16 protein-coding genes are annotated in these 21,360 nt (G+C 41.9%); 13 read left to right on the plus strand and 3 right to left on the minus strand.

Annotated elements, in window-relative coordinates:
• Nucleotides 1-26: 26 nt before the first annotated feature.
• The 4 genes from NST40_RS15445 (at nucleotide 27) to NST40_RS15460 (ending at nucleotide 7,782) form a co-directional block, all read left to right on the plus strand.
• Complete coding sequence (locus tag NST40_RS15445; protein ID WP_076278091.1) at nucleotides 27-2,678, plus strand: discoidin domain-containing protein; 2,652 nt, start codon at nucleotides 27-29, stop codon at nucleotides 2,676-2,678.
• Nucleotides 2,679-2,963: 285 nt separating this feature from the next.
• Nucleotides 2,964-5,579, plus strand: a complete 2,616-nt coding sequence (gene ppsA, locus NST40_RS15450; protein WP_076278092.1) for a phosphoenolpyruvate synthase — start codon at nucleotides 2,964-2,966, stop codon at nucleotides 5,577-5,579.
• 93 nt (nucleotides 5,580-5,672) lie between these two features.
• Nucleotides 5,673-6,281 (plus strand): TetR/AcrR family transcriptional regulator, encoded by a 609-nt coding sequence (locus tag NST40_RS15455; protein WP_076133162.1) that lies wholly within the window; start codon nucleotides 5,673-5,675, stop codon nucleotides 6,279-6,281.
• Between the two features lie 172 nt (nucleotides 6,282-6,453).
• A complete protein-coding gene (locus NST40_RS15460) occupies nucleotides 6,454-7,782 on the plus strand; it encodes an amidohydrolase family protein (RefSeq protein ID WP_342409676.1) in 1,329 nt (442 codons plus the stop codon).
• Between the two features lie 98 nt (nucleotides 7,783-7,880).
• Here NST40_RS15460 and NST40_RS15465 read toward each other — a convergent pair whose 3' ends face one another.
• A complete protein-coding gene (locus NST40_RS15465; protein ID WP_076190311.1) occupies nucleotides 7,881-8,429 on the minus strand; it encodes a TetR/AcrR family transcriptional regulator in 549 nt (182 codons plus the stop codon).
• Between the two features lie 183 nt (nucleotides 8,430-8,612).
• Between NST40_RS15465 and NST40_RS15470 the strand changes: the two genes are divergently transcribed.
• The 3 genes from NST40_RS15470 to NST40_RS15480 all read left to right on the plus strand — a co-directional run bounded on the left by NST40_RS15470 (nucleotide 8,613) and on the right by NST40_RS15480 (nucleotide 11,453).
• Nucleotides 8,613-9,614, plus strand: coding sequence for an NADP-dependent oxidoreductase (locus NST40_RS15470; RefSeq protein ID WP_342409677.1), 1,002 nt, complete (start codon nucleotides 8,613-8,615; stop codon nucleotides 9,612-9,614).
• A 229-nt stretch (nucleotides 9,615-9,843) separates the two neighbouring features.
• Complete coding sequence (locus NST40_RS15475; protein WP_342409678.1) at nucleotides 9,844-10,596, plus strand: SDR family NAD(P)-dependent oxidoreductase; 753 nt, start codon at nucleotides 9,844-9,846, stop codon at nucleotides 10,594-10,596.
• Between the two features lie 284 nt (nucleotides 10,597-10,880).
• Nucleotides 10,881-11,453 carry a TetR/AcrR family transcriptional regulator gene (locus NST40_RS15480; RefSeq protein WP_076277331.1) on the plus strand — a complete coding sequence of 191 codons (573 nt, stop codon included), beginning with the start codon at nucleotides 10,881-10,883 and terminating at the stop codon, nucleotides 11,451-11,453.
• A 201-nt stretch (nucleotides 11,454-11,654) separates the two neighbouring features.
• Here the strand turns inward: NST40_RS15480 and NST40_RS15485 are convergent, their stop codons facing one another.
• A complete protein-coding gene (locus tag NST40_RS15485) occupies nucleotides 11,655-13,364 on the minus strand; it encodes a glycoside hydrolase family 2 TIM barrel-domain containing protein (protein ID WP_342409679.1) in 1,710 nt (569 codons plus the stop codon).
• A 149-nt stretch (nucleotides 13,365-13,513) separates the two neighbouring features.
• On the opposite strand from NST40_RS15485, the gene NST40_RS15490 reads away from it, so the two are divergent.
• The 4 genes from NST40_RS15490 (at nucleotide 13,514) to NST40_RS15505 (ending at nucleotide 17,817) form a co-directional block, all read left to right on the plus strand.
• Nucleotides 13,514-14,356 carry an AraC family transcriptional regulator gene (locus tag NST40_RS15490; RefSeq protein WP_076277333.1) on the plus strand — a complete coding sequence of 281 codons (843 nt, stop codon included), beginning with the start codon at nucleotides 13,514-13,516 and terminating at the stop codon, nucleotides 14,354-14,356.
• 112 nt (nucleotides 14,357-14,468) lie between these two features.
• Nucleotides 14,469-15,251 carry an ABC transporter ATP-binding protein gene (locus NST40_RS15495; protein ID WP_342409680.1) on the plus strand — a complete coding sequence of 261 codons (783 nt, stop codon included), beginning with the start codon at nucleotides 14,469-14,471 and terminating at the stop codon, nucleotides 15,249-15,251.
• A gap of 295 nt (nucleotides 15,252-15,546) precedes the next feature.
• Complete coding sequence (locus tag NST40_RS15500; protein ID WP_342409681.1) at nucleotides 15,547-16,230, plus strand: MarR family transcriptional regulator; 684 nt, start codon at nucleotides 15,547-15,549, stop codon at nucleotides 16,228-16,230.
• A gap of 234 nt (nucleotides 16,231-16,464) precedes the next feature.
• Nucleotides 16,465-17,817: an MATE family efflux transporter gene (locus tag NST40_RS15505; protein ID WP_076184945.1), complete on the plus strand. Its 1,353-nt coding sequence runs from the start codon at nucleotides 16,465-16,467 to the stop codon at nucleotides 17,815-17,817.
• Nucleotides 17,818-17,946: 129 nt separating this feature from the next.
• Here NST40_RS15505 and NST40_RS15510 read toward each other — a convergent pair whose 3' ends face one another.
• Nucleotides 17,947-18,924 (minus strand): biotin--[acetyl-CoA-carboxylase] ligase, encoded by a 978-nt coding sequence (locus tag NST40_RS15510; RefSeq protein ID WP_342409682.1) that lies wholly within the window; start codon nucleotides 18,922-18,924, stop codon nucleotides 17,947-17,949.
• A gap of 247 nt (nucleotides 18,925-19,171) precedes the next feature.
• Here NST40_RS15510 and NST40_RS15515 point away from each other — a divergent pair, with 247 nt between their 5' ends.
• On the plus strand, nucleotides 19,172-19,723 hold the full coding sequence (locus NST40_RS15515) for a biotin transporter BioY (protein ID WP_076217672.1): 552 nt from the start codon (nucleotides 19,172-19,174) through the stop codon (nucleotides 19,721-19,723).
• Nucleotides 19,724-19,841: 118 nt separating this feature from the next.
• Nucleotides 19,842-21,275 carry a helix-turn-helix domain-containing protein gene (locus NST40_RS15520; protein ID WP_076277336.1) on the plus strand — a complete coding sequence of 478 codons (1,434 nt, stop codon included), beginning with the start codon at nucleotides 19,842-19,844 and terminating at the stop codon, nucleotides 21,273-21,275.
• Nucleotides 21,276-21,360 lie beyond the last annotated feature (85 nt).

Here is a 21,360-nt window from a genome sequence, read left to right on the forward strand (position 1 = left end):
TAATCAATCGATTGGAGGAGTATGGCATGAAAAAGATTGGGGCAGGTTTTATATTCTTACTTGTGATGTGCGCAGCCTTATCCACAACTGCGTTCGCGAAACAGCCTTATTCATCCTATTGGTTTCCGGAGCAATTGCTTCAGTGGAGTCCGGCATCCGACCCGGATGCGGCATTTAACCGGAGCACAGTCCCGCTGCAGGACCGTTTTGTAGCAGATGGAGTCAACGCTCATGCAACCAAAGCGCCAAAAGTCATGGCTTTATCAGCACTGAACCCGGGAACAAGCGGAGTTCCATCGCAGGGTTCAAGCAAATTCGAAGCTAACACATTTACCTATTGGCAATATGTTGACAAGCTGGTCTATTGGGGTGGTTCCGCGGGCGAAGGGATCATCGTACCTCCAAGCGCTGATACGATCGACGCGGCTCATAAAAATGGCGTGCCGATCATCGGAACGGTATTCTTCCCACCAACCGTATATGGCGGGAAGTATGAATGGGTCAAGCAGATGCTTCAGCAGAATAGTGACGGATCCTTTCCTGCTGCTGACAAGTTGATCCAGGTTGCGAGCCATTACGGATTTGACGGCTGGTTTATTAACCAGGAGACTGAGGGCGGAACTCCGGCTGACGCACAGCAAATGAAAGCTTTCCTAAGTTATCTGGAATCGCACAAGTCAAATTCTATGCACATCGTATGGTATGATTCCATGACCAATGAGGGCAGTATCAGTTGGCAAAATGCACTTAACGACAAGAATGCGATGTTCCTGCAAGACAATAAAAAGCAAATAACAGACAATATGTTCCTGAACTTTTGGTGGAAGGATCTTAAAAGCTCGGCAGAGAAGGCTAGAAGCTTGGGCAGAAGTCCTTATGACTTGTATGCAGGCATCGATGTCGAAGCCAAGGGTTACGATACAAAGGTGAACTGGAATCTGTTGTTTCCGGATAAAGATCCTGCCGTTACTTCCCTTGGTATTTACCGCCCCGATTGGGCTTTTAACAGCGCAGAGAGTATGGAAGATTTCTTCGTACGCGAGAACAAATTCTGGGTGGGTCCAAACGGGAATCCGAGTAACACCTCGAGCGATCAAGCCTGGAAAGGTATCGCTAACGATGTGATCGAATCATCACCAATCAATGAGCTGCCTTTCACCACCAACTTCAACACGGGAAGCGGACAGAAATATTTTGTAAGAGGGAAGCAGGTGCGGGATAAAAGCTGGAACAACCGGAGTCTGCAGGATATTCTTCCCTCCTGGCGCTGGATTGCAGACAGCAAAGGTACCCCGCTTTCACCAGTGCTCGATTGGTCCGATGCCTATTACGGCGGCAGTTCGTTGAAGGTATCAGGCGTACTGAACCCTAACAATGCGACACATCTGAAGCTCTACAAGACCGACCTTAAGATCGAAGCAAGCACAAAGCTGTCTATTACGTACAAAACACAAAATAAGCCAAGCCTGAAGGTTGGTCTTGCATTCGCAGATCAGCCCAATCAATATATCTTCCTTAATGTGAAGGATAAGACATCGCCAGACTGGACAACTGAAACATTGAATTTGACCCCATACAAAGGGAAACGGATCGTAGCGTTGTCACTGTATTTTGATTCTAAGAATGCGATTAATAATTACAACATTCAAATTGGCCAGCTCTCCATTCAAAATGCTAATGACCCGATCAAACCACTACCCGCGGTTCGCGATCTTAAGGTCACTCAAACTGACTTTCGCAATGGTATTTATGGAGATGCCAGATTACAGTGGAAACAGCTTGACCAACAGGTCAAGCAATACGAAATCTATCGAGTACTTCCAGATGGCAGTGAGATGTTCATAGGTGCAACACCAAATCATGTGTTTTACGTTCCTGAGATGCGAAGAATAGACAAAGAAACTATCACAGTATTGAAGGTTGTTGCCGTCAATGGAAGATACGAGCAAGGTCAATCCTCTAGCGTGAAGATCAGCTGGCCGGATTATCCAAAGCCGACTGCGGAGTTCAAAACTGATCGAACCCTAGTCGCTCCAGGCGAGAGCGTAAACTTCACCGACCTGTCGACTGAAGTGACAGAAGGATGGTCATGGACCTTCGAAAGCGGAAGCCCCGCGGTCAGCACATCAAAGAACCCAGTTGTGACGTTCTCTCAGGAAGGCGTTTATAGTGTGACGCTGACTGCAACTAACAGCTCGGGCCAAGACACAATTACGAAAAAAGCGCTTATCACAGTGAGTAAGGAAGCTGGAGCAGTGAAAAATCTGGCACTTGGTAAAACTGCAACAGCCGATCATGCCTGCGGGGAAAAGGAAGGGGCACCTAACGCCGTAGATGGTAAAGTGACGGATAACAGTAAATGGTGCGCAATTGGCAATCTGCCCCATTGGCTTCAGGTCGACCTCGGCGCCGAACATCAACTCAGCGCTTTTGTCATCAAGCATGCTGAGAGCGGAGGAGAGTGGTCCGGTTTTAATACCAGTGATTATACGATTCAGGTCAGCAGCGACGGAACGAACTGGACGGATGTCGTCAACGTCCAAGGAAACTCGGCTGCCGAGTCGACTGATTCAATTGCGTTAGTAAAAGCCCGCTATGTAAAATTATTGATTCTCAAACCTACGCAGGGAGCCGATACGGCAGCGCGGATCTATGAGTTTGAAGTGAAGGGATTATAATATACCCTACTACGTCATTCTAATATTAAAGCAAATAAACCGTAGGCCACTTGAGGGGCTACGGTTTATTTGTTTTAACACTAATGATAGCTGAAATCAAAAAAAGAACCTGATTTATCTCATCAGATTCTTATATATTGCATATGAAAAGACACGATGATATAATCAACTCACGACTGAAATTCTATAGTTAGGCATAAAAAATGAATCTTATATATTTATATTATCATGCCGTTAAATTCTTGTCAATTTTTTTCTCAATTTAATAGTTAGGAGCGATAATAAATGCGTTCTTTAGTTCTCGGTTTTCAGGAAGTGGACAATACACAGCTTTTGCTCGTTGGCGGAAAAGGGTTAAATTTAGGGAAACTATCACAAATAGAAGGAATACAAGTACCAGAAGGATTCTGTATTACAACAGTAGGATATCACCAAGCCCTCGAACAGAACCAAACGTATCATGCTTTGTTGGATCAACTAACTATGCTAAAAGTAGAAGATCGGGATCAAATCGGTGAAATCAGTAGGAAGATTCGGCAAATCATTGTGGAAGCAGAAATTCCTTCCGATGTTGTGAAGGCAGTTTCTCACTATCTCACCCAGCTGGGTGATGAACATGCTTATGCAGTGCGTTCTAGTGCGACCGCTGAAGATTTACCACATGCCTCTTTTGCAGGTCAACAAGATACCTATTTAAATATCATCGGCATAGAAGCAATCCTTCAGCATATCAGCAAATGTTGGGCTTCTCTATTTACGGATCGTGCCGTAATCTACCGTATGCAAAATGGATTTGACCACAGTCAAGTTTATTTATCCGTTATCGTTCAAAGGATGGTTTTTCCACAGGCTTCAGGCATTTTATTTACCGCTGATCCGATTACTTCTAACCGGAAACTGCTATCCATCGATGCCAGTTTTGGACTTGGCGAAGCTCTGGTCTCTGGCTTGGTATCTGCCGATGGTTATAAAGTACAGCAAGAGAAAATTGTCGATAAGAGAATAGCAACCAAAAAATTGGCTATTTACGGACTAAAAGAAGGCGGAACAGAGACCCGGCAGATCGAACTCGATCAGCAAGAGACTCAAACACTTACTGAACAACAAATTTTACAATTAGCAAGGATAGGCAGACAGATTGAAGCTTATTTTGGTTGCCCACAAGATATCGAATGGTGTTTGGCCGAGGATACATTTTATATCGTCCAGAGTCGGCCAATCACGACTTTATTCCCCATCCCAGAAGCGAATGATCAAGAAAACCACGTTTATGTATCTGTTGGTCATCAACAAATGATGACAGATCCCATGAAACCGCTGGGATTGGCCTTTTACCTGTTAACGACTCCTGCACCTATGCGTACAGCTGGCGGAAGATTGTTTGTTGATGTCACACCAAGTCTTGCTTCATCTGGCAGCAGAGAAATGATCATAGAAGCCTTAGGTAAATCTGATCCCCTCATAAAAGACGCACTCATAACCATCGTAGAGCGAGAAGATTTTATAAAATTTTCGGCAGATAATGAAAAGGCTTCTACTCCGAGTAAGAGAAATACAAGCCTGCCACCTAGTGATTCTCAAGTACAACTCGAAAATGATCCGACAATCGTTTCTGACCTCATTAAGAGCAACCAAGCCTCGATAGAAGAGTTGCAACAAATCATTCAAACCAAATCAGGGGCGGAGTTGTTTGATTTTATTCTGGAAGATATGCAGCAATTAAAGAAGATTCTATTCAACCCACAAAGTATGCGTGTGATTATGGCGGCTATGGATGCCTCAGCATGGATCAATGAAAAAATAAATGAGTGGTTAGGTGAAAAAAACGCAGCGGATACGCTTTCTCAATCTGTACAGGGCAATATTACTTCAGAAATGGGTCTGGCGCTACTCAATCTCGCTGATGTGATTCGGCCTTATCCGGAAGTCATTGATTACTTACAGCAGGTTAAAGATGAAAATTTCTTAAATGAACTGGTTAGCTTTGAGGGTGGGCAGGAAACCCAAGACGCTTTCTATGACTATCTCAGTAAATACGGAATGCGATGTACCGGAGAAATCGATCTTACAAGAACTCGTTGGAGCGAAAAACCAACTACACTTGTCCCCATGATTCTCAGTAATATCAAAAACTTTAAACCTAATGCTGGCCATCGGAAATTTGAGCAAGGTCGACAGGAAGCTTTGAAAAAAGAACAAGAGCTATTAGATCGATTGAAGCAATTACCCGATGGTGAACAAAAAGCGAATGAAACAAAACGAATGATTGATCTCATCCGGAATTTCAGCGGGTTTAGAGAATACCCAAAATACGGCATGGTTAATCGCTACTTCGTTTATAAACAAGCTTTACTGAAAGAAGCAGAACAACTAGTACAAGCGGGAGTTATTCCTGAAAAAGGAGATATATACTACCTCACTTTTGAAGAACTATGCGAAGTTGTAAGCACAAATAAAATGGATTACCAGATCATCAGCAAACGCAAAGAAGAGTACAAATTATTTGAAAAACTAACTCCACCACGTGTTATTACGTCTGATGGTGAAATCATTGCGGGGAAGTATAAACGAGAAAACCTCCCAACTGAAGCTATTGTAGGTTTAGCGGTTTCTTCCGGTGTTATAGAGGGACGTGCGCGTGTCATCTTAAACATAGAGGATGCTGATCTAGAAAACGGAGATATATTAGTTACCTTATTTACTGACCCTAGCTGGACTCCATTGTTTGTATCTGTAAAAGGCCTAGTTACTGAAGTTGGTGGACTAATGACCCATGGGGCAGTTATTGCGCGTGAATATGGCTTGCCAGCAGTTGTCGGAGTGGAGAATGCTACCAAATTGATAAAAGACGGGCAACGAATTCGTGTGCATGGAACAGAAGGCTATATCGAGATATTGTAATGGCTGAATCACGAATGTGGTTTGACAAATTCAATCTTTTGAATTATTTTTTAATAGTGAATTTTAAATTCATTATTAAAGGTGAGGGGCAATATGCAGTCTAAAAAAGATGAAGTGAAACAGGAAATTGAATCCGCCGCTTTAAAGGTATTTTTCCAAAAAGGCTTCTCTGATGCCAAAATGAATGATATTGCCGATGAAATTCAAATTTCTGTTGGAAATATTTATACTTATTTTAAAAATAAAAAAGAGTTGTTCTATTCGGTTGTTCCGCCGTCTTTAGTGGACTATTTGAAGAATGTGTTAGTGGAAAATATTCGCATCGATAACCAGACTTTTTTTGATGATGTTAATAATGAGAAAAAATCAGCTATCGTTCAAGAGCAAATAACTATATTAACCCAGTACAGCAGGCAGATTGTTATTATTTTTGAAAAGAATAAAGGGACCGTATATAGCAATGCCAAAAACGAGCTGATCGATCTGATGATCGAAACTAAAAGGCCCTATATTAAGGATCATTATAAAAGATACGAAATCGGAACCGAAGAAAATATGATTCTGCTGAAGATCATCGCGAACAATGTCATCAATATGATTCTGGATTTATTAAAGCACGAGATGAGCGCCGATAGCCGGAAACGGATTTTTGAGGCATTAAGCTTATACTGGCTGCATGGACTAAAAAGCTTAAACGAATAACGTCAATGCGCCGAATTTAGGTGTGGGGTGGAACTGGCGCACAACACTGCAATGAGGGACAACCAAGTGGATATGCACATTTAGCATCTACGAGGGTCCCTATTTTTTTAATCCAATAATGAATAATTAATTCACTATTGAAAGGTGTAATCATGAAACGGGGGAAGCTACGATGAAGATAGGTTATGCGTTTAAGGACTGCAATGTTATATATGGAGATGCAATAAAAGGCACAGATACCCATATGACTATTTTGATTCAGAAAAACGGGTTGATTCAAGAGATCGGGAAAGCAAGCGCTGTAACTGTTCCGACCCATTACCAAACGATCGATTGTTCGGGGAAATATGTGATGCCCGGTCTCATCAACGCGCATGTTCATCTTTTTGCCGATGGGAAGCCATTTACGCTATCTGCCAGTGAAGGGCTGCTGAATTTTGCGTTTCATCATATTTTGGATACGAGACTGGGCAGAAACGTGTTGAAGAAATGGATGAAAAAAAATGCCCTAACCGCACTGCATTCCGGAGTAACAACGATGCGTAGTGTAGGTGAATTTTTTTATACTGATGTTCTTTTGAGGGATGAGATTAAGGCAAATCAATTTATTGGACCTAATCTTTTGGTGTCTGGGTATTTCCTGAGCGTAACGGATGGCCACGGTGCACCTTATTTGGCTTTGGTCGGTGATTCACCATGGGAAGGGAGAAGAAATGTAAGAATCAATGTAAAAAACGGAGTGGACCTAATCAAAATATGTGTAACTGGCGGGGTTACCGATGCCAAAAGGGTCGGAGAAGCAGGCCGCTTGCAAATGACGGAAGAAGAGGTGGCTGCGATTTGCGAGGAAGCTCATAAAATTGGGATGCGTGTGGCGGCACATGCAGAAAGTACCGAAGGTGTAAGAGTTGCGTTAAAGGGTGGGGTGGATACTATTGAACACGGCGCGGAGATGGATGAGGAAATGATCAGGCTGTACAAAAATAATCCCAGAGCCTTAAAGGGCTACACCGCTGTGATCCCTACTTTACAAGCAGCTTATCCCAGTGCGAAATTAGATCCGAGCCTGACAAAGTTGAATACAACCGTTAAGGAAAATGCCCGGCTTGTGTATGGCTCTATGTTAAAAGGGCTACAGCAGGCTATAGAACATGATATCAAAATTGGTGTGGGCACGGATGCCGCTATGTCCTATGTAACCCACTATGATCTTTGGCGTGAGCTTGATCATTTCATGCGACAAACAAAGCTGAACGCAAGTCAGGTTATTGAACTAGTAACCAAATCAAATGCAGAGATTTTGGGAATCGATCACCAGACAGGGACAATAGAAGTTGGCAAATATGCGGATTTAATCATGATGGAGCAAAACCCATTGGAGAACATAAAAACTTTGTCTGATGTAGCTATGGTTATGGTCAGAGGGAATTTAATACAAACACCCTCTGTGACCAGAATTCAAGCAGTGGACGAGCTGCTGGATACGGTTTGGAGTATTTAGGAGTGAGATAAATGATTGTAGAAGCTAAGCATATTTCAGCAATTCATGAACTCTACGAATTAGAATTTGTAGCCGTAAGATACCCTAAAACTTTGAATTCAAAGACCCTTATTAATTAAACTCCAGATGCGTTCAAACCTGTCTTGGTAGTCAGGTAAATTCCAGGATTCTTTGAAGGATGGGAGGCTAAATACTGCAAACGCAGAGAGAATCGCCTCAGCCCGTTCCAAGTGGGGATCGTGATAGTCCATGAGGCCGTCAATGATTTGGTAGGAATCCCAGAGAACATCGCGTAATACCAGTGGATTGCTATCCACGTATTGAGTATTCAAGGCAAACATCTTGGGATTCTCGTTATAAGCGCGTTTTTTTGCGTTAACAAATGCCCATAGCCAATCGTGAAGCAATTCTTGCGGTTTAGTTAAATTAGTCATATCTAATTTAATTTGTTCTGAAATCATCCGGTTGAACCAGCTCTTAGATACGGCTGCCCAGAGCTCTTGCTTATTTTTAAAGTGCTTATAGAGCGCTGCATGGGTGATACTTAATTCATCCGCAATTTGTGAGAGTGTCACTTCGGATTTTTCCGTGCGTTTAATTAATGCCTCCGCTGTTTCAATAATGAGCTCTTGAGTGATTTTAGCCACCGTACTGCTAACCCTTCTTTCTTCAATAAATTCCCTTTTATCGTTAATACACTTGCGAGTATTCTAACATATAAAATATTCAGTAACAATTGTTGATTTTTGTAACTTATTGTTTTATGCTTGTTGTGTAAGTTACAAAACCAAATAAATGTTACTTTTTTAACGCATAGGAGGTCATTAATTATGAAAGCAGCACAGATCACCAAATATTCAAAAAAGTTCATAGTAAAAGTGAACGATATTCCAATCCCAGAAATAAGTGATAACGAAGTCTTGGTTCAGGTGAAAGCAGCAGCAGTTAATCATTTGGAATTGCTTATTGGTACCGGAAGTGTAAAGCTGATTCAGGATTATGAATTCCCATTAGTACTTGGTAACGAGTTGACGGGTATTATTGAAAAAGTGGGTAAGAAGGTGCAAGGTTTCAAAGTTGGCGATGCAATTTATTCACGTCTGCCACTACAAAAAATCGGTGCCTTTGCGGAATACGCGGCAATTAATGCAGATGCCATCGGGTACCTACCTGCCAATCTGAATTTTGTGACTGGTGCTGCTGCGCCATTAACAGGATTAACAGCTTATCAAGGATTAAATGAAGAATTAGATGCTAAAGCAGGCGAAAGCGTGTTTATCCCTGGAGGGTCTGGTTCATTTGGCCAAATGGCCATTCCTATCGCCAAAAGCATGGGGCTCAAGGTCATCATCAGTGGAAATCCAGGAGCACGTGAACGGATAATGGCCGCTGGTGCAGACCAATATATTGATTATACGACTACGAACTATTGGGAACAGCTTAGTGATGTTGATTATGTGATGGATACCTTAGGACCCAGCGAATTTGATCATGAACTTTCAATTATTAAAGCAGGAGGCCGCCTTCTTTCTCTGCGGACCGGTCCAAACAAACGTTTTGCAGAAGATCTGGGCTTCTCTGGCTGGAAACAAAAGCTCTTCACCATCGCCGGGGCTAAGTATGATCATAAAGCGAAGAAAAAGAAGATTCAATATCATTTCATTTTTGTTCGCAGTGATGGCGAACAATTAAAGAAAATTACGAAGATTATTGAAGATAATGGGATTGTACCAGCAGTGGACCCTACAGAATTCCACATAGAAGATATTAACGAAGCACTGACTTTTGTTGCTGAAGGTCATCCTAAAGGGAAAGTTATTATCAGATTTTAAGGAGGGCTCAATTGTTGTCAAAAAATTCTTTACTGATCATTCTAAAATTGATATACTGATGCAAATTAGAGTTAATAGTGTATTTTTTTACCTTAACTAGAATGATCGTTCTTGAATATTTTGAAGAAATTTATTAAGGGAGGGGGGAATGAGATACAAGTTTAATCGTGAACAAAACTCTATTGAAATGTTGTTAAATGATCAAAAAACTTAAAAGGGAGAGAATAATATGAAATATACAGTGATTACAGGAGCAAGCTCAGGAATTGGGTATGAAACAGCATTGGCGTTTGCTGCACGCGGTAAAAATTTAATTTTGGTAGCTAGAAGATTAGATAAATTAGAAGAACTTAAATCAACAATTCAGAATATTGATCCTAATGTAAATGTTATTATTATTTCAAATGATCTGTCTATTACAGAGCAGACTTACACACTGTATAACACTTTGAAGGAATACCAAATAGAAACCTGGATTAATAATGCAGGACTTGGTGAAGCTTCTTTTGTGGTAGAACAGAATTTAGATAAAGTTGAAATTATGTTACGTGTTAACATCGAATCCTTGACGATCCTTTCTACACTATTTGTGCGAGATTATGCTGATGTAGAAGGAACTCAGTTAATTAACGTATCATCCGCACTCGGATATGCCATTGCTGTTGGGAGCGTTGCTTATTCTGCATCTAAATATTATGTTAGTGCCTTCACCGAAGGGCTTGCAAAGGAACTAGAGCTTAAAGGCGCGAAATTAAAAGCAAAGGTTTTAGCACCAGCAATAACTGAAACGGAATTTGTGAAGAAATCAATAGATGCTGAAGAATTTGATTACAAAGCAAACATGCCTAAATACCACACTGCCAAACAAATGGCGAGTTTCATGGTAGAGCTTTATGATAGCAATGATATGATAGGGATTGTTGACCAGAACTATGACTTCAATCTGAGAGATCAAATCTATCCAATTATATCTGAGTTTTAAATCGAATTAGATATTAGTCACTAAAACGATCGTTGAAGAAACTGGAGCAAAAAGAACTGGCTTCCCTATTCTTAAACGTGGGGTACAACTTTTTTGCATACGCTGGAAAAAGATTGGACTCTGGATTGTTTATAAGCAAACAAAGTAAGAATTCTTCGGTAAGCATCAGTTAAGTTATCATGTTATGAATAAAATCAAGCATCTTGCTTGATTTTATTTACGTTTTATATATTAGTTTGCGGATCGTTTACTTAAATGTATAATGATTGCTTGAGGTGATTACAATGGCAAGAAGCAAAGAATTTGAAATTAATGAAGTACTAGATAAAGCGATAAAACTATTTTGGATGCAAGGTTACGAGAAAACTTCAATGCAAGATTTGGTAGACTGTATGGGAATTCACAGAAGAAGTATCTATGATACATTTGGTGATAAGCACGCCTTGTATTTGACGGCACTCCAACGGTACGAATCTACTCAAAACAAAAAAATGAGCTTCTTGGTTGAGAAACAAGAACCCGTAAAGGAGATCATTCGACAATTTCTAGAATCCTCGATGAGGAGCGAAGGAGAACCTCAAGGATGTTTCATAGTTAATTCGGGTGTGGAGTTGGGAGTACTGGATCCGGAGGTTGCATCCTTTGTTGAGAATAGCTATTCAAAAACGGAGAAGTTGTTATATGACCTCGTTCAGACTGGCCAGCAAAGAGGTGAACTTAGAATTTCACTGGAGCCCGAGGCTATTTCCCATTATTTAATGAATGCCTGGTTAGGACTACGTACAATGGTAAAAACGGCAACGGACCATGAGAAATTAACAAGTATTATTCATACCATACTGATCACTCTAGATTAAAACTCCTTTATCTAGCACTTGTATCGAATGCCGAAAATAGACAATCAACTTACTGCTACCCGAGTACGCGAAGAATAGAACCGACTTAATACGCCCAGCTTAACTATATAAATATCGCGTCCGACACCAGCTGTAAGGAACTAAGAATGCAGACACTAAAAAAACCCATGTTGACGATGGGCTTCTTAGTCAATGTGGATATTAATCTGTCCAAGATCGATAGATACGGCGCACTTCACGGAAGGATTGTTTAGGTTTGCGGTATTCATTAACCAGACCCTTGTTGTTGAAGCCGCGGGCACGGTCGCGAAAGTTCTTGCTGCTGCTCTTCAGATCGCCGCGGATGTCTGCAAACTGCCAGATGTAAGTCCCGCCAATTTTCGAATCATTTTTGAAGATCGCCAGTGCTTCAGTTACAATATCTGCCTGATAATCCTCGCTGAACAATCTCGGCTCCCAGCCCACATCCCCAAATAGTCCAGCACCACCGAATTCGGTCATGAGCACTACCTTGTCACCGGCTCCCATCTGCTCCGCACGCACATGGAACTGTTCCAGCATGTCTTTAAAGCTGGCTGTATCGCCTTCGTACCAACCAAAATATTTATTAATACCGATAACATCGAATAAAGGAAGTAGAATATCTTCGAGTGGATGCATCGTAGCGTAGGTGACAAGCCTAGTACTGTCGAGTTTCTTCACCAATCCGACTAGAGCTTGTGTGAAAGCATATGCTTTTTGCGTCCGGGTATCAATCTCATTATGAACGGACCATAAGATCACACTTGGGTGATGCATATGCAAGCTGATCATTTCTTCAATCATAGTCAGTGCACGCTCCTGGAAGAGCGGCTCACTTACTGTTTCGTTCGGCAGAAAGGCTCCCCATATCGGAATTTCGCTCCAGTATACAATCCCTTGCTCATCGAGTAGATCAAGCCAATATGGGCTTTGGGGATAATGAGAACCCCGGACGGAATTGCAACCTAACTCCAAAATGATACTGAGCTCCTTGTGCATCAGCTTCGGAGGGAAGGCGAAACCCCACTCAGGATGCTCTTCATGTCTATTCACCCCCTTAAGATAAACGGGTGAACCGTTAATTAGAATCCGATGATCCTTTGTTTCAATACAGCGAAAACCGATCCGTTCAATCTTGTCGTCTTCCTCTGTCCGCAGTTGAAAGGTATACAGTTCTGGAACACCTACATTCCACAAACGTATTTCAGGCATAAGCAACTTGAACGTATGACTGAGGGTCTGGCCAGTCTCAATCTGTACTTCTTCCGAGTGCAATTCATGTCCGCTTTCGGAGAATGTGATCTTTGTAGTGTGCTGCTCCTTAAAGAAGGAGTGGAGCCTCACCTGAACAGTGACATCGGCATCTGGTCCATGCAGTTCATAATCAATCTTCAGTTGTTCGATGTAAAGTTCAGGCAAATATTGCAGCTCCACCGACCGTATGATACCCCCATAATGAAACCAATCCACCTGCTCCGTAGGAATCGTAAGTCGGTCCAAGGTGCTGTCCGTCCGGACGATAATCTCATGTTCTCCTGCCCCTAAGGAAGGAACAATAAATTCAAAAGGTGTAAATCCTCCATAGTGATACCCAAGGTGCTGCCCGTCCAAATAGACATCGGCGTGGCCCAGCACGGCATGAAAGATGAGTCTGACATGCTGCGAATTCACAATCTGTATTTTTTTACGATACCAACCGACACCTTCAAAATCGTACATTCCCAGTTCATTATTCCAGCACGAGGGCACATAAAGAGACTGCCAAGAATGTGGAAATCGCTCAAACCATTTTTCTTGAACACCCGTATTTAACGGATCCTTCATGAAATCCCAAGGCCCATCCAACAGCGCAGTTCTCCGAATTTGATACTCGCTAAAAGTCCTTAACAAGTGTGTTCCTCCTTTTTTTCCTGTAATGTATTGTGAATTTCAGACATCTTGATAATATGGATAGTAACATTTGGAGTTTAAGCATTGAATAGAAAAAAACGTTACCGTCTTGTTTAAATCGCTCTTTTAGCAGCAGGAGGGGATATTAATTGGAAGAAAATGATTACAAGCTGAATGACCTCACAGTGCATATCCATTTTGTACTCGACAAAGCTACTTATCCCGGGTGGGAGGACATCCGTAACATGGTAAATGTGCACAGCTTGTACTGGATTCATGAAGGTAAAGGGGTTTTCCTGACCAATGTTGAGCACAACGTAGAGGCTGGAATGCTAATCTATTTAAAACCAGGCCTTAAACTGTCCATGCGCTCGCAGATGGATGCTCCACTTCGTATAACGATGTTGCTCTTCGATTGTGCAGAGCTTGGTTATGATGCGGTATGGAAGGAAGTCAAGCCAATCGTAAAACTGAGACTTCCCTTCTTAAGCCAATATAACCAACAGCAGGCTGAGGAAATTAGCCAGCTGGTCTGGGAGATTCACCAGGACTGGCTGCCCGGACTAACCGAAGGCATAGCCGTATCCCGGGCTAAAATGCAGATCCTGCTGCATATGCTACACCAGACCGTTCAACCGGACTGGAATCTGATGGAGTCTGGAGCTTTCGCCGCCTTCGAACAGATCAAGAAAACACTCGAGAACGACTATAAGGATCATCACCGGATCGAGAAATTAGCGGAGAAATACGGCATTTCGCCATCTTACTTGCGGAAGATGTTCCTGAAATTTACGGGGATGGGGCCGAAGGAATACCATATGCACTTACAGAACAAGCAAGCTTGTCGTTATCTGGTTTTTACCGATTATCCAGTTAAGGAAATCGCCAAATTATGCGGGTACTACGAAGAATATCATTTCAGTAAGATTTTTAAACAGCTTAACGGGATCCCTCCGACAGTATACCGAAACAAACAGAGAATCAAAGATTAATTGTCCGCAGAACCGCTGGTAAAAAATCTTGAGGTTATGTTTTTTTACGGGAAGGACTTTACCATGTTAATATTGAACTCATTGAAGCATGTTTAAGGAGGGAAAATTGGGCATGATTATATCACTCAAAAATGTATCATGGCAACGTGATACGACAATGATCTTACGCGATATGAACTGGGAAGTGAAGCAAGGACAACACTGGTGTATCGTCGGTTTGAACGGTTCAGGAAAAACGACGATGCTAAATGTAGTGAACGGCTATATCTGGCCGACAACAGGACAAGTCGAGGTGCTGGACCATCGCTTCGGCGATGTGGACTTGAGAGAGCTACGCAAACGAATCGGTTGGGTAAGCACCTCCTTGCAGCAGAAGCTGTACGGCCATCAGACTGCCCTGAACATCGTCCTAAGCGGAAAATTCGCGACGATTGGTCTGTATGATAAGACGAATGAAGAGGATCAAAAGCAAGCCGAGGAGTTAATGGAGTTTCTAGACTGCTCTTCTTTGGCTGGTTGTACATATGATACCTTGTCGCAAGGACAGCGTCAGAAAGTCCTCATTGCACGCGCACTAATGGCCAATCCAGATCTACTAATCCTTGATGAGCCGTGCACGGGACTAGATATTTTTGCCCGTGAACAGCTGCTGCAGATGATCGAGAAGATAACAAAGCAACCTGGTGGACCAACCTTGCTGTATGTAACCCATCATATCGAGGAGATAACACCATGCTTCACGCACACGCTGCTGGTAAAGAACGGTGAAATCTACAAAGGTGACGAGACAGTAAACTGCTTGCAGTCAGATGTTTTGAGTGATTTCTTCGATACCCCCGTTGAAGTACAGGAACATCATAACCGCAAGTGGCTTACACTTGCCGGTGATAAGTAGCATATCAAGGCACATCGAATAGGCGAGCAAACCGCTCTGAAGTGGTTTGAAGGATTGCTTGCAGATATAAAAAATGAAAACTAATCACAATATAATTTTAAAATAACCCGCGCACCGCGCGGGTTTTATATTTGTTTGCAAGCTTATAAGCCACGTCCATAAACAGTCAAACAACATATTAACGGTACCTGTAAAAAACATTTTGACATATCTAACAGGTACCGTTATAATACAAATCAACAGGTACCGTTATAAAGTTCAACAGGTACCGTAAAAACTTAATGGAGGATTCATTATGGACATGAATACTGAATTGTACGAAAAACTCGCGAAACTGCAATGGCTGTTGCAAAGGCAACACTTGAAGTCTCATGCCGCGGTTGGTCCTATGGCCGACGCATCACGTGGGCAAGGGAGGATATTAGCGTTTCTTCGGATGAAAGACGGTATCAGCACCAAAGACTTATCCTATATGTTGGACATCCGTGTATCATCCCTCAATGAATTGCTTGGTAAACTGGAGAAAGCAGAATACATCACCCGTAAACCCTCAGAAACAGACAAACGTATCATTTTGATTTACCTAACGCAAAAAGGACAAGAGGAAGAGAAACAAGAGATAGACAGCGGCAACATATTTTCTCGCTTATCGCCAGAAGAGCAGATAGCTTTCGGGGATTACCTAACTCGCGTCATTACAGCTTTGGAGGAAGAACTTGGATCGGGCGAAGAACGTGATGTGATGGCTATGTGGATGGAAGCTGCCAAGGCGCGCATGGGAACAGAGGAATTTGAAAAAATGATGGCTATGCGCGGACAAATGCACAGAATGTGGGGAAATTCTAGGGACGAACGCTTTAGCGGAAGGTTCCCTGGATTTGGCGGAGAAGGGCGTGGTGACATGCGCGGATTCGGCTGGCCTTCCAGCGATGACAGTAATTCGTCACCTGACAAGTCACATGGCCCGGACGATAAGTAATTAAAGTCTTTTAGCAAACAGTAGCTGAGGCGCTGCCTTTCCACCAGAGAAAGATGAACGGCAAAGGCAGCGTAATGTGAAACTAAAGAATAGTCAAATTTCGTACGCCAAATCTGAAAACTCGTCGTTAGGGTACAGGTTTGCTTGTTGCTGCGTCACGGATCATATTGGACCGATAGTTAGAATTCTAAGTAATTTCAAAAAACAAAATAAAGAAAGATAGTGGTGAACCTTATGGATGCAGAAAACCTCCATTACTTTGAAAAAGCACCTGTCGCAAAAGCCGTAGCTCACTTCGCAGTACCGATGATGCTAGGCATGTCGATGAGTGTCATATACTCCATTTTGAATGCCTATTTCCTTGGTACACTGGGCAATACTGCGATGTTAACCGCACTCGCACTAACTTTACCGTTATTCGCCGCCATTATGGCGCTAGGTAACTTGATTGGTATCGGTAGCAGTGCATTCATCTCCCGTTTGCTGGGAGAGAAAAAATATGATGATGTAAAGCATGTGTCTTCATTCGCCTTTTACAGCAGTTTAGCTCTCGGTCTTATTTTGATGGCTGCCGGCATCCCCTTGATCGATTCAATCGTCCATGGCTTGGGAGCGACGCCTGACTCCTTCGGGTTCACGAAGGACTATGTCACGATTATGCTTATTGGTTCACCATTCGTCGTTCTATTCTTCACGCTGGAGAATATCGTGCGCTCGGAGGGGGCAGCGATCACTTCGATGATCGGCATGCTTCTCAGTGTTGTTGTGAATATTATTCTCGATGCGCTAGTCATTTTCGTCTTCCATTGGGACGTGATCGGGGTTGCATCTGCTACAGTCATTTCTAACTTGGTTGCAAGTGCATTCTACGCCTTCCACATGGGATATAAGAGCCAATTCTTAACCCTCTCTGTTAAATGGTTCAAAGCTTCCAAAGACATTCTCAGCAATGTATTTAAAATTGGAGTACCCGTTTTTGTTATGAGTCTCTTCATGGGTGCAATGTCACTTATCTTTAACCGTTTTCTGGTCGAATATGGGGAGCAGGCCATTGCGGCCTTCGGAATTTCATCACGATTATTACAATTTCCAGAGGTTATTCTGATGGGCTTATGTGAGGGAGTCGTGCCGCTGATTGCCTTCTCTTTTACAGCCAATAAATTACGCATGAAGCATACCATAACATTCACAATCAAAGTGACTGTGGCATTAGCAGCCGTGTTCGGCATTATTGTATATCTGATTTCCGACCACTTAATCGGTTTATTTACGAATGACCCGCAATTAATTGAACTGGGCAGCTACATTCTTCATGTAACGTTCTTATCCCTGTTCATTTCAGGAACGACCGCGTTGTTTACGGGGATCTTCCAAGCGACAGCACAAGGAACCGCCGCCTTTATTATGTCAATTATTCAAGGTGTTACTCTGATTCCAGTATTGTATATCGCTAATCGAATGAACGGTTTCCACGGAGTAGTCTGGTCGCTCGTCATTTCAGATGCTGTTGCGTTCCTTGTGGGTGCCATCATGCTGTATGTTCTGCGGAACAAATTGCAGCCTGATTTAGATACTTTAGTACAGTAGAATCCTAAGCTTTAAGTTGATATTTTTAGTTCATCTAAAAAAACCTTGAATCAGCAAGGTTTTTTTGGCTCGTATGATGAAGCAGCCTGCCATGAGGCAGCACTAGCTGCTTTGGAGGCGAAGCTCCAGTTAAATTTTAATGCTAACTTCTCCACTTGAAAGATACTCTTCGTCACCATTCTCATATCTGACTTTCAGATGGCAATCGTCATCGATATCAATAGCTGTTGCTTTACGTTGTTCATTATCCTTTATCACGGTCACAGGTTCGCCAAGTGAAATTAACCTTTTTTTGTATTCGGAAAGAAACAATCTGTCCGTTAAATGTTCATAATATCTCATGAAATGGTTTAGTACTTCTGCAACGAGACGGTTGCGCAGATCACCATAAGGATTGTTTTCTGAAATTACAGTTGTTGCAATCTCGGTAAGATCATTGGGAAAGCCTTCGGAAGGGAGGACTACATTGATACCGATGCCGAGGACAGCATAATCAAGCCAGCCGTTTTCCAGTGACACGGATGCTTCGGTAAGGATCCCGCATACTTTTTTACCTTCCATAAAAACGTCATTTACCCATTTAATCTGCGTTTCTTTACCGGATACGCTCTCGATAGAAAGGGCTACAGCTACTGCGGCGCAAGTGGTCAATAAAGCTGAGTCTGTTGCGGACAGCTTGGGACGCAGCAGGATGCTCATATAGATACCCGTTCCAGGTGGAGAAAAAAATTTCCGGCCCATTCGCCCGCGACCAGCTGTTTGTTCTTCCGAAAGAATCACTTTACCTTCAGCTTCTCCATTTGAGGCAAGGTTTTTTACGGCTTCATTCGTGGAAGATATGGTCTTAAAGACTTCAACACATAACTTTTGCCCCTGAGTATCCAGGTACTTTGAAATTGCACTGGCTGATAAGATATCCGTTTGTGGTGACATGGAATATCCTTTATTGGTTACAGCTTGTATGGAATAACCGTCTGTCTGTAAAGATTTTATGGCTTTCCAGACCGCGCTGCGCGTCACGGATAACTGAACGGCTATTTCCTCGCCGGAAAAATATTCACCCTTATTACTGTCGAGCAAGGCAAGAATATGTTCTTTTACTGTCATGAACTTAAACCTCCAAAAGTATAACTCTCCGACCAAAACCCATTGAATAGATCAACATCCAACGATTGCGACTGAATACTCTAATTCTATATAACAATAGGAAAAACTCAAGCATGGTATTTTATTCTATTGTAAACCATATATAAATTTATGGTTTACAATAAAGAATAACTCCATTATAATTCAGCTTACTGGACGTATTTACTAACCAGAATACAATCATTGATATCCAATGGAGGTCATTTTTTTGAAGACAAAAGAACTTATTTATGCTGCATTATTCGCAGCACTTATCGCGGTATTGGGGATGATACCGCCCATCCCCCTCGGCTTCATCCCCGTTCCGATCACTGCCCAGACGCTTGGCGTCATGTTGGCTGGATGTTTTCTGGGGAAACGGATGGGCGCCCTCAGTCTCATTATTTTCATCATACTAGTAGCCATTGGGCTGCCTGTACTGACTGGCGGTCGCGGCGGAATCGCGGTGTTAGTTGGACCTTCTGCAGGATACATATTTAGTTTTCCAATCGCGGCCGGCCTTATTGGCTGGTATTCCGAAAAAATCTGGCCGAAGGTTCGAACTTGGAAGCTGGTAGCTATCAACATAATCTTCGGTGTATTACTAGTGAGTCTGATTGGTGCCCCTGTCATGGCATTGTTAACCAATACTTCGATCTGGGCTGGTCTTGTCGGAGCGTTGGCCTTTCTTCCGGGAGACATCATCAAAGCCGTTATTGCAGCCGTCATAACGATGCAGCTGAAAGCAATAAGCCCTATAGAAGAAAAAACACAAATATAATGTGATGTGAAACTCGGGTAAATAAAACCCGGGTTTTTTTATTGAAAAAGAATAGGGTTATGGTTGCGAATTTGTTTATACTATAAAAATTAAACGAAATTGAAGTGGGTGTAGAAAAATGGATAAGGGATTTAATTTAGCTAGTCAACTATTAACGCTGCTTGATACAGAACATAGATGGTTTACCTTAGCGGAAATCGAAAAAAGTTTAGGGATCTCTGATAAGACCATCCGGAAGATGGTGGAGGAAATCAGCAAGCAATTACCATCTACTGTAACCATTGAGGTTTCTAGAGGAAAGGGAATAGTTCTTCAACGTGATGGGCGAAGTACGATTAGTGAAGTGATTTCTTCTATGTTCAGACAAACCATCTTTTATCGGCTGATGGATTTTTTGTTTATGAATGTGGGTCGACTGTCTGTGGAGGAGCTCTCCGAAGCCATGTTTATGAGTACCTCGTCTTTAAAGAAATTGATTGTGCAATTAAATAATGATGATCTAAAAGCTTATAAGCTACGCATTAGTTTTTCTACCCCCATGATCAAAGGGAATGAAATGAATATTCGATATTTTTATTGGAAGTTATATTGTGATGCGTATGAGTTTACAGGCTGGCCCTTTGCGAATGTTGATTTTGCTTATATGAATCAGTTAATCACAAATATAGAAAATGAGAATAACATTGTATATTTTATCAATTCCAAAAGGAGATTATCGTTTTTGTTGGCCATTGTTATAGAAAGAGTGGCTAAAGGAAAATGTGTGAACATCGACGAAAATGCTTACCCTTGGGAAAAGGGGATGTTTTATTTTCCAGTGAAAACTATTACAGGACGTCTTGAGGACAAGCTGTCCCTTGAATTTCCAAACAGTGAAATATTCTTTATGCAATCCATGGTTAGTCTCAGCCAATATCATTATTATGAAGGGTCAGAGATCACTCCGATGAAAGAAGTCGAATTACACAAGGATAAAGAAGAATATCAAATGGGGAATCTGCTTCTAATGTTATTAGCAAAGGTATACCCGAACTTAGATATACAAGAACGGTTTATTTTGGAGATTTACGGTTTCTTTGACAAGCTATTAATCGAAAATGCCATTCCTGAATGGATGATGATTTCAACAAGTCATTTAACAACATATGTTCAAAAGGAATGCCAGCAGATTTATCAAGAATTGCAAACCTGTATGCAAACGTGGAATAAAACTTACCCTTCCGTTTTGTTTAATCATTTTCATTTAACAAAGCTAACCTTAATTGTCCGCTCGAGTTTACGTTATAAAAGTAAGAGGGCCTTTTTAGTGATCGGGGAAGAATTTTCAATTCGTCATTACATAGCAGATTTGATAAAGAAGGAGATTGGGGATCAGTTGATCCTTAATACTTCCATAATGAAAGGCTTGACCGACGAGATCATGCAGCAAAATAATATCGATCTTGTCATTAGTAATATCCCGGTTGCATTAACGACAGTGCCTGTTGTTATTATTTCCACGATCCCCTCTAAAAGAGATTTAGACAACATTCGTAAAGAACTGCTTTTATAATTTGACCAATTATTTTCCGTAAGCTCCGTAAGTTTTTGGTCTAGTTTGTAATGTTAAAAAACCTTATGCTCAATCTAGTTTCGAA

Source organism: Paenibacillus sp. FSL R10-2778 (genome assembly GCF_038593035.1).
Lineage (GTDB): Bacteria > Bacillota > Bacilli > Paenibacillales > Paenibacillaceae > Paenibacillus_AQ > Paenibacillus_AQ odorifer.

Bases quoted from the DNA above. Each gene is read 5' to 3' on its own strand.
- NST40_RS15445 (WP_076278091.1), top strand. From the start codon at position 27: ATGAAAAAGATTGGGGCAGGTTTTATATTCTTACTTGTGATGTGCGCA.
- ppsA (WP_076278092.1), top strand. From the start codon at position 2,964: ATGCGTTCTTTAGTTCTCGGTTTTCAGGAAGTGGACAATACACAGCTT.
- NST40_RS15455 (WP_076133162.1), top strand. From the start codon at position 5,673: ATGCAGTCTAAAAAAGATGAAGTGAAACAGGAAATTGAATCCGCCGCT.
- NST40_RS15460 (WP_342409676.1), top strand. From the start codon at position 6,454: ATGAAGATAGGTTATGCGTTTAAGGACTGCAATGTTATATATGGAGAT.
- NST40_RS15470 (WP_342409677.1), top strand. From the start codon at position 8,613: ATGAAAGCAGCACAGATCACCAAATATTCAAAAAAGTTCATAGTAAAA.
- NST40_RS15475 (WP_342409678.1), top strand. From the start codon at position 9,844: ATGAAATATACAGTGATTACAGGAGCAAGCTCAGGAATTGGGTATGAA.
- NST40_RS15480 (WP_076277331.1), top strand. From the start codon at position 10,881: ATGGCAAGAAGCAAAGAATTTGAAATTAATGAAGTACTAGATAAAGCG.
- NST40_RS15495 (WP_342409680.1), top strand. From the start codon at position 14,469: ATGATTATATCACTCAAAAATGTATCATGGCAACGTGATACGACAATG.
- NST40_RS15500 (WP_342409681.1), top strand. From the start codon at position 15,547: ATGGACATGAATACTGAATTGTACGAAAAACTCGCGAAACTGCAATGG.
- NST40_RS15505 (WP_076184945.1), top strand. From the start codon at position 16,465: ATGGATGCAGAAAACCTCCATTACTTTGAAAAAGCACCTGTCGCAAAA.
- NST40_RS15510 (WP_342409682.1), bottom strand. From the start codon at position 18,924: ATGACAGTAAAAGAACATATTCTTGCCTTGCTCGACAGTAATAAGGGT.
- NST40_RS15520 (WP_076277336.1), top strand. From the start codon at position 19,842: ATGGATAAGGGATTTAATTTAGCTAGTCAACTATTAACGCTGCTTGAT.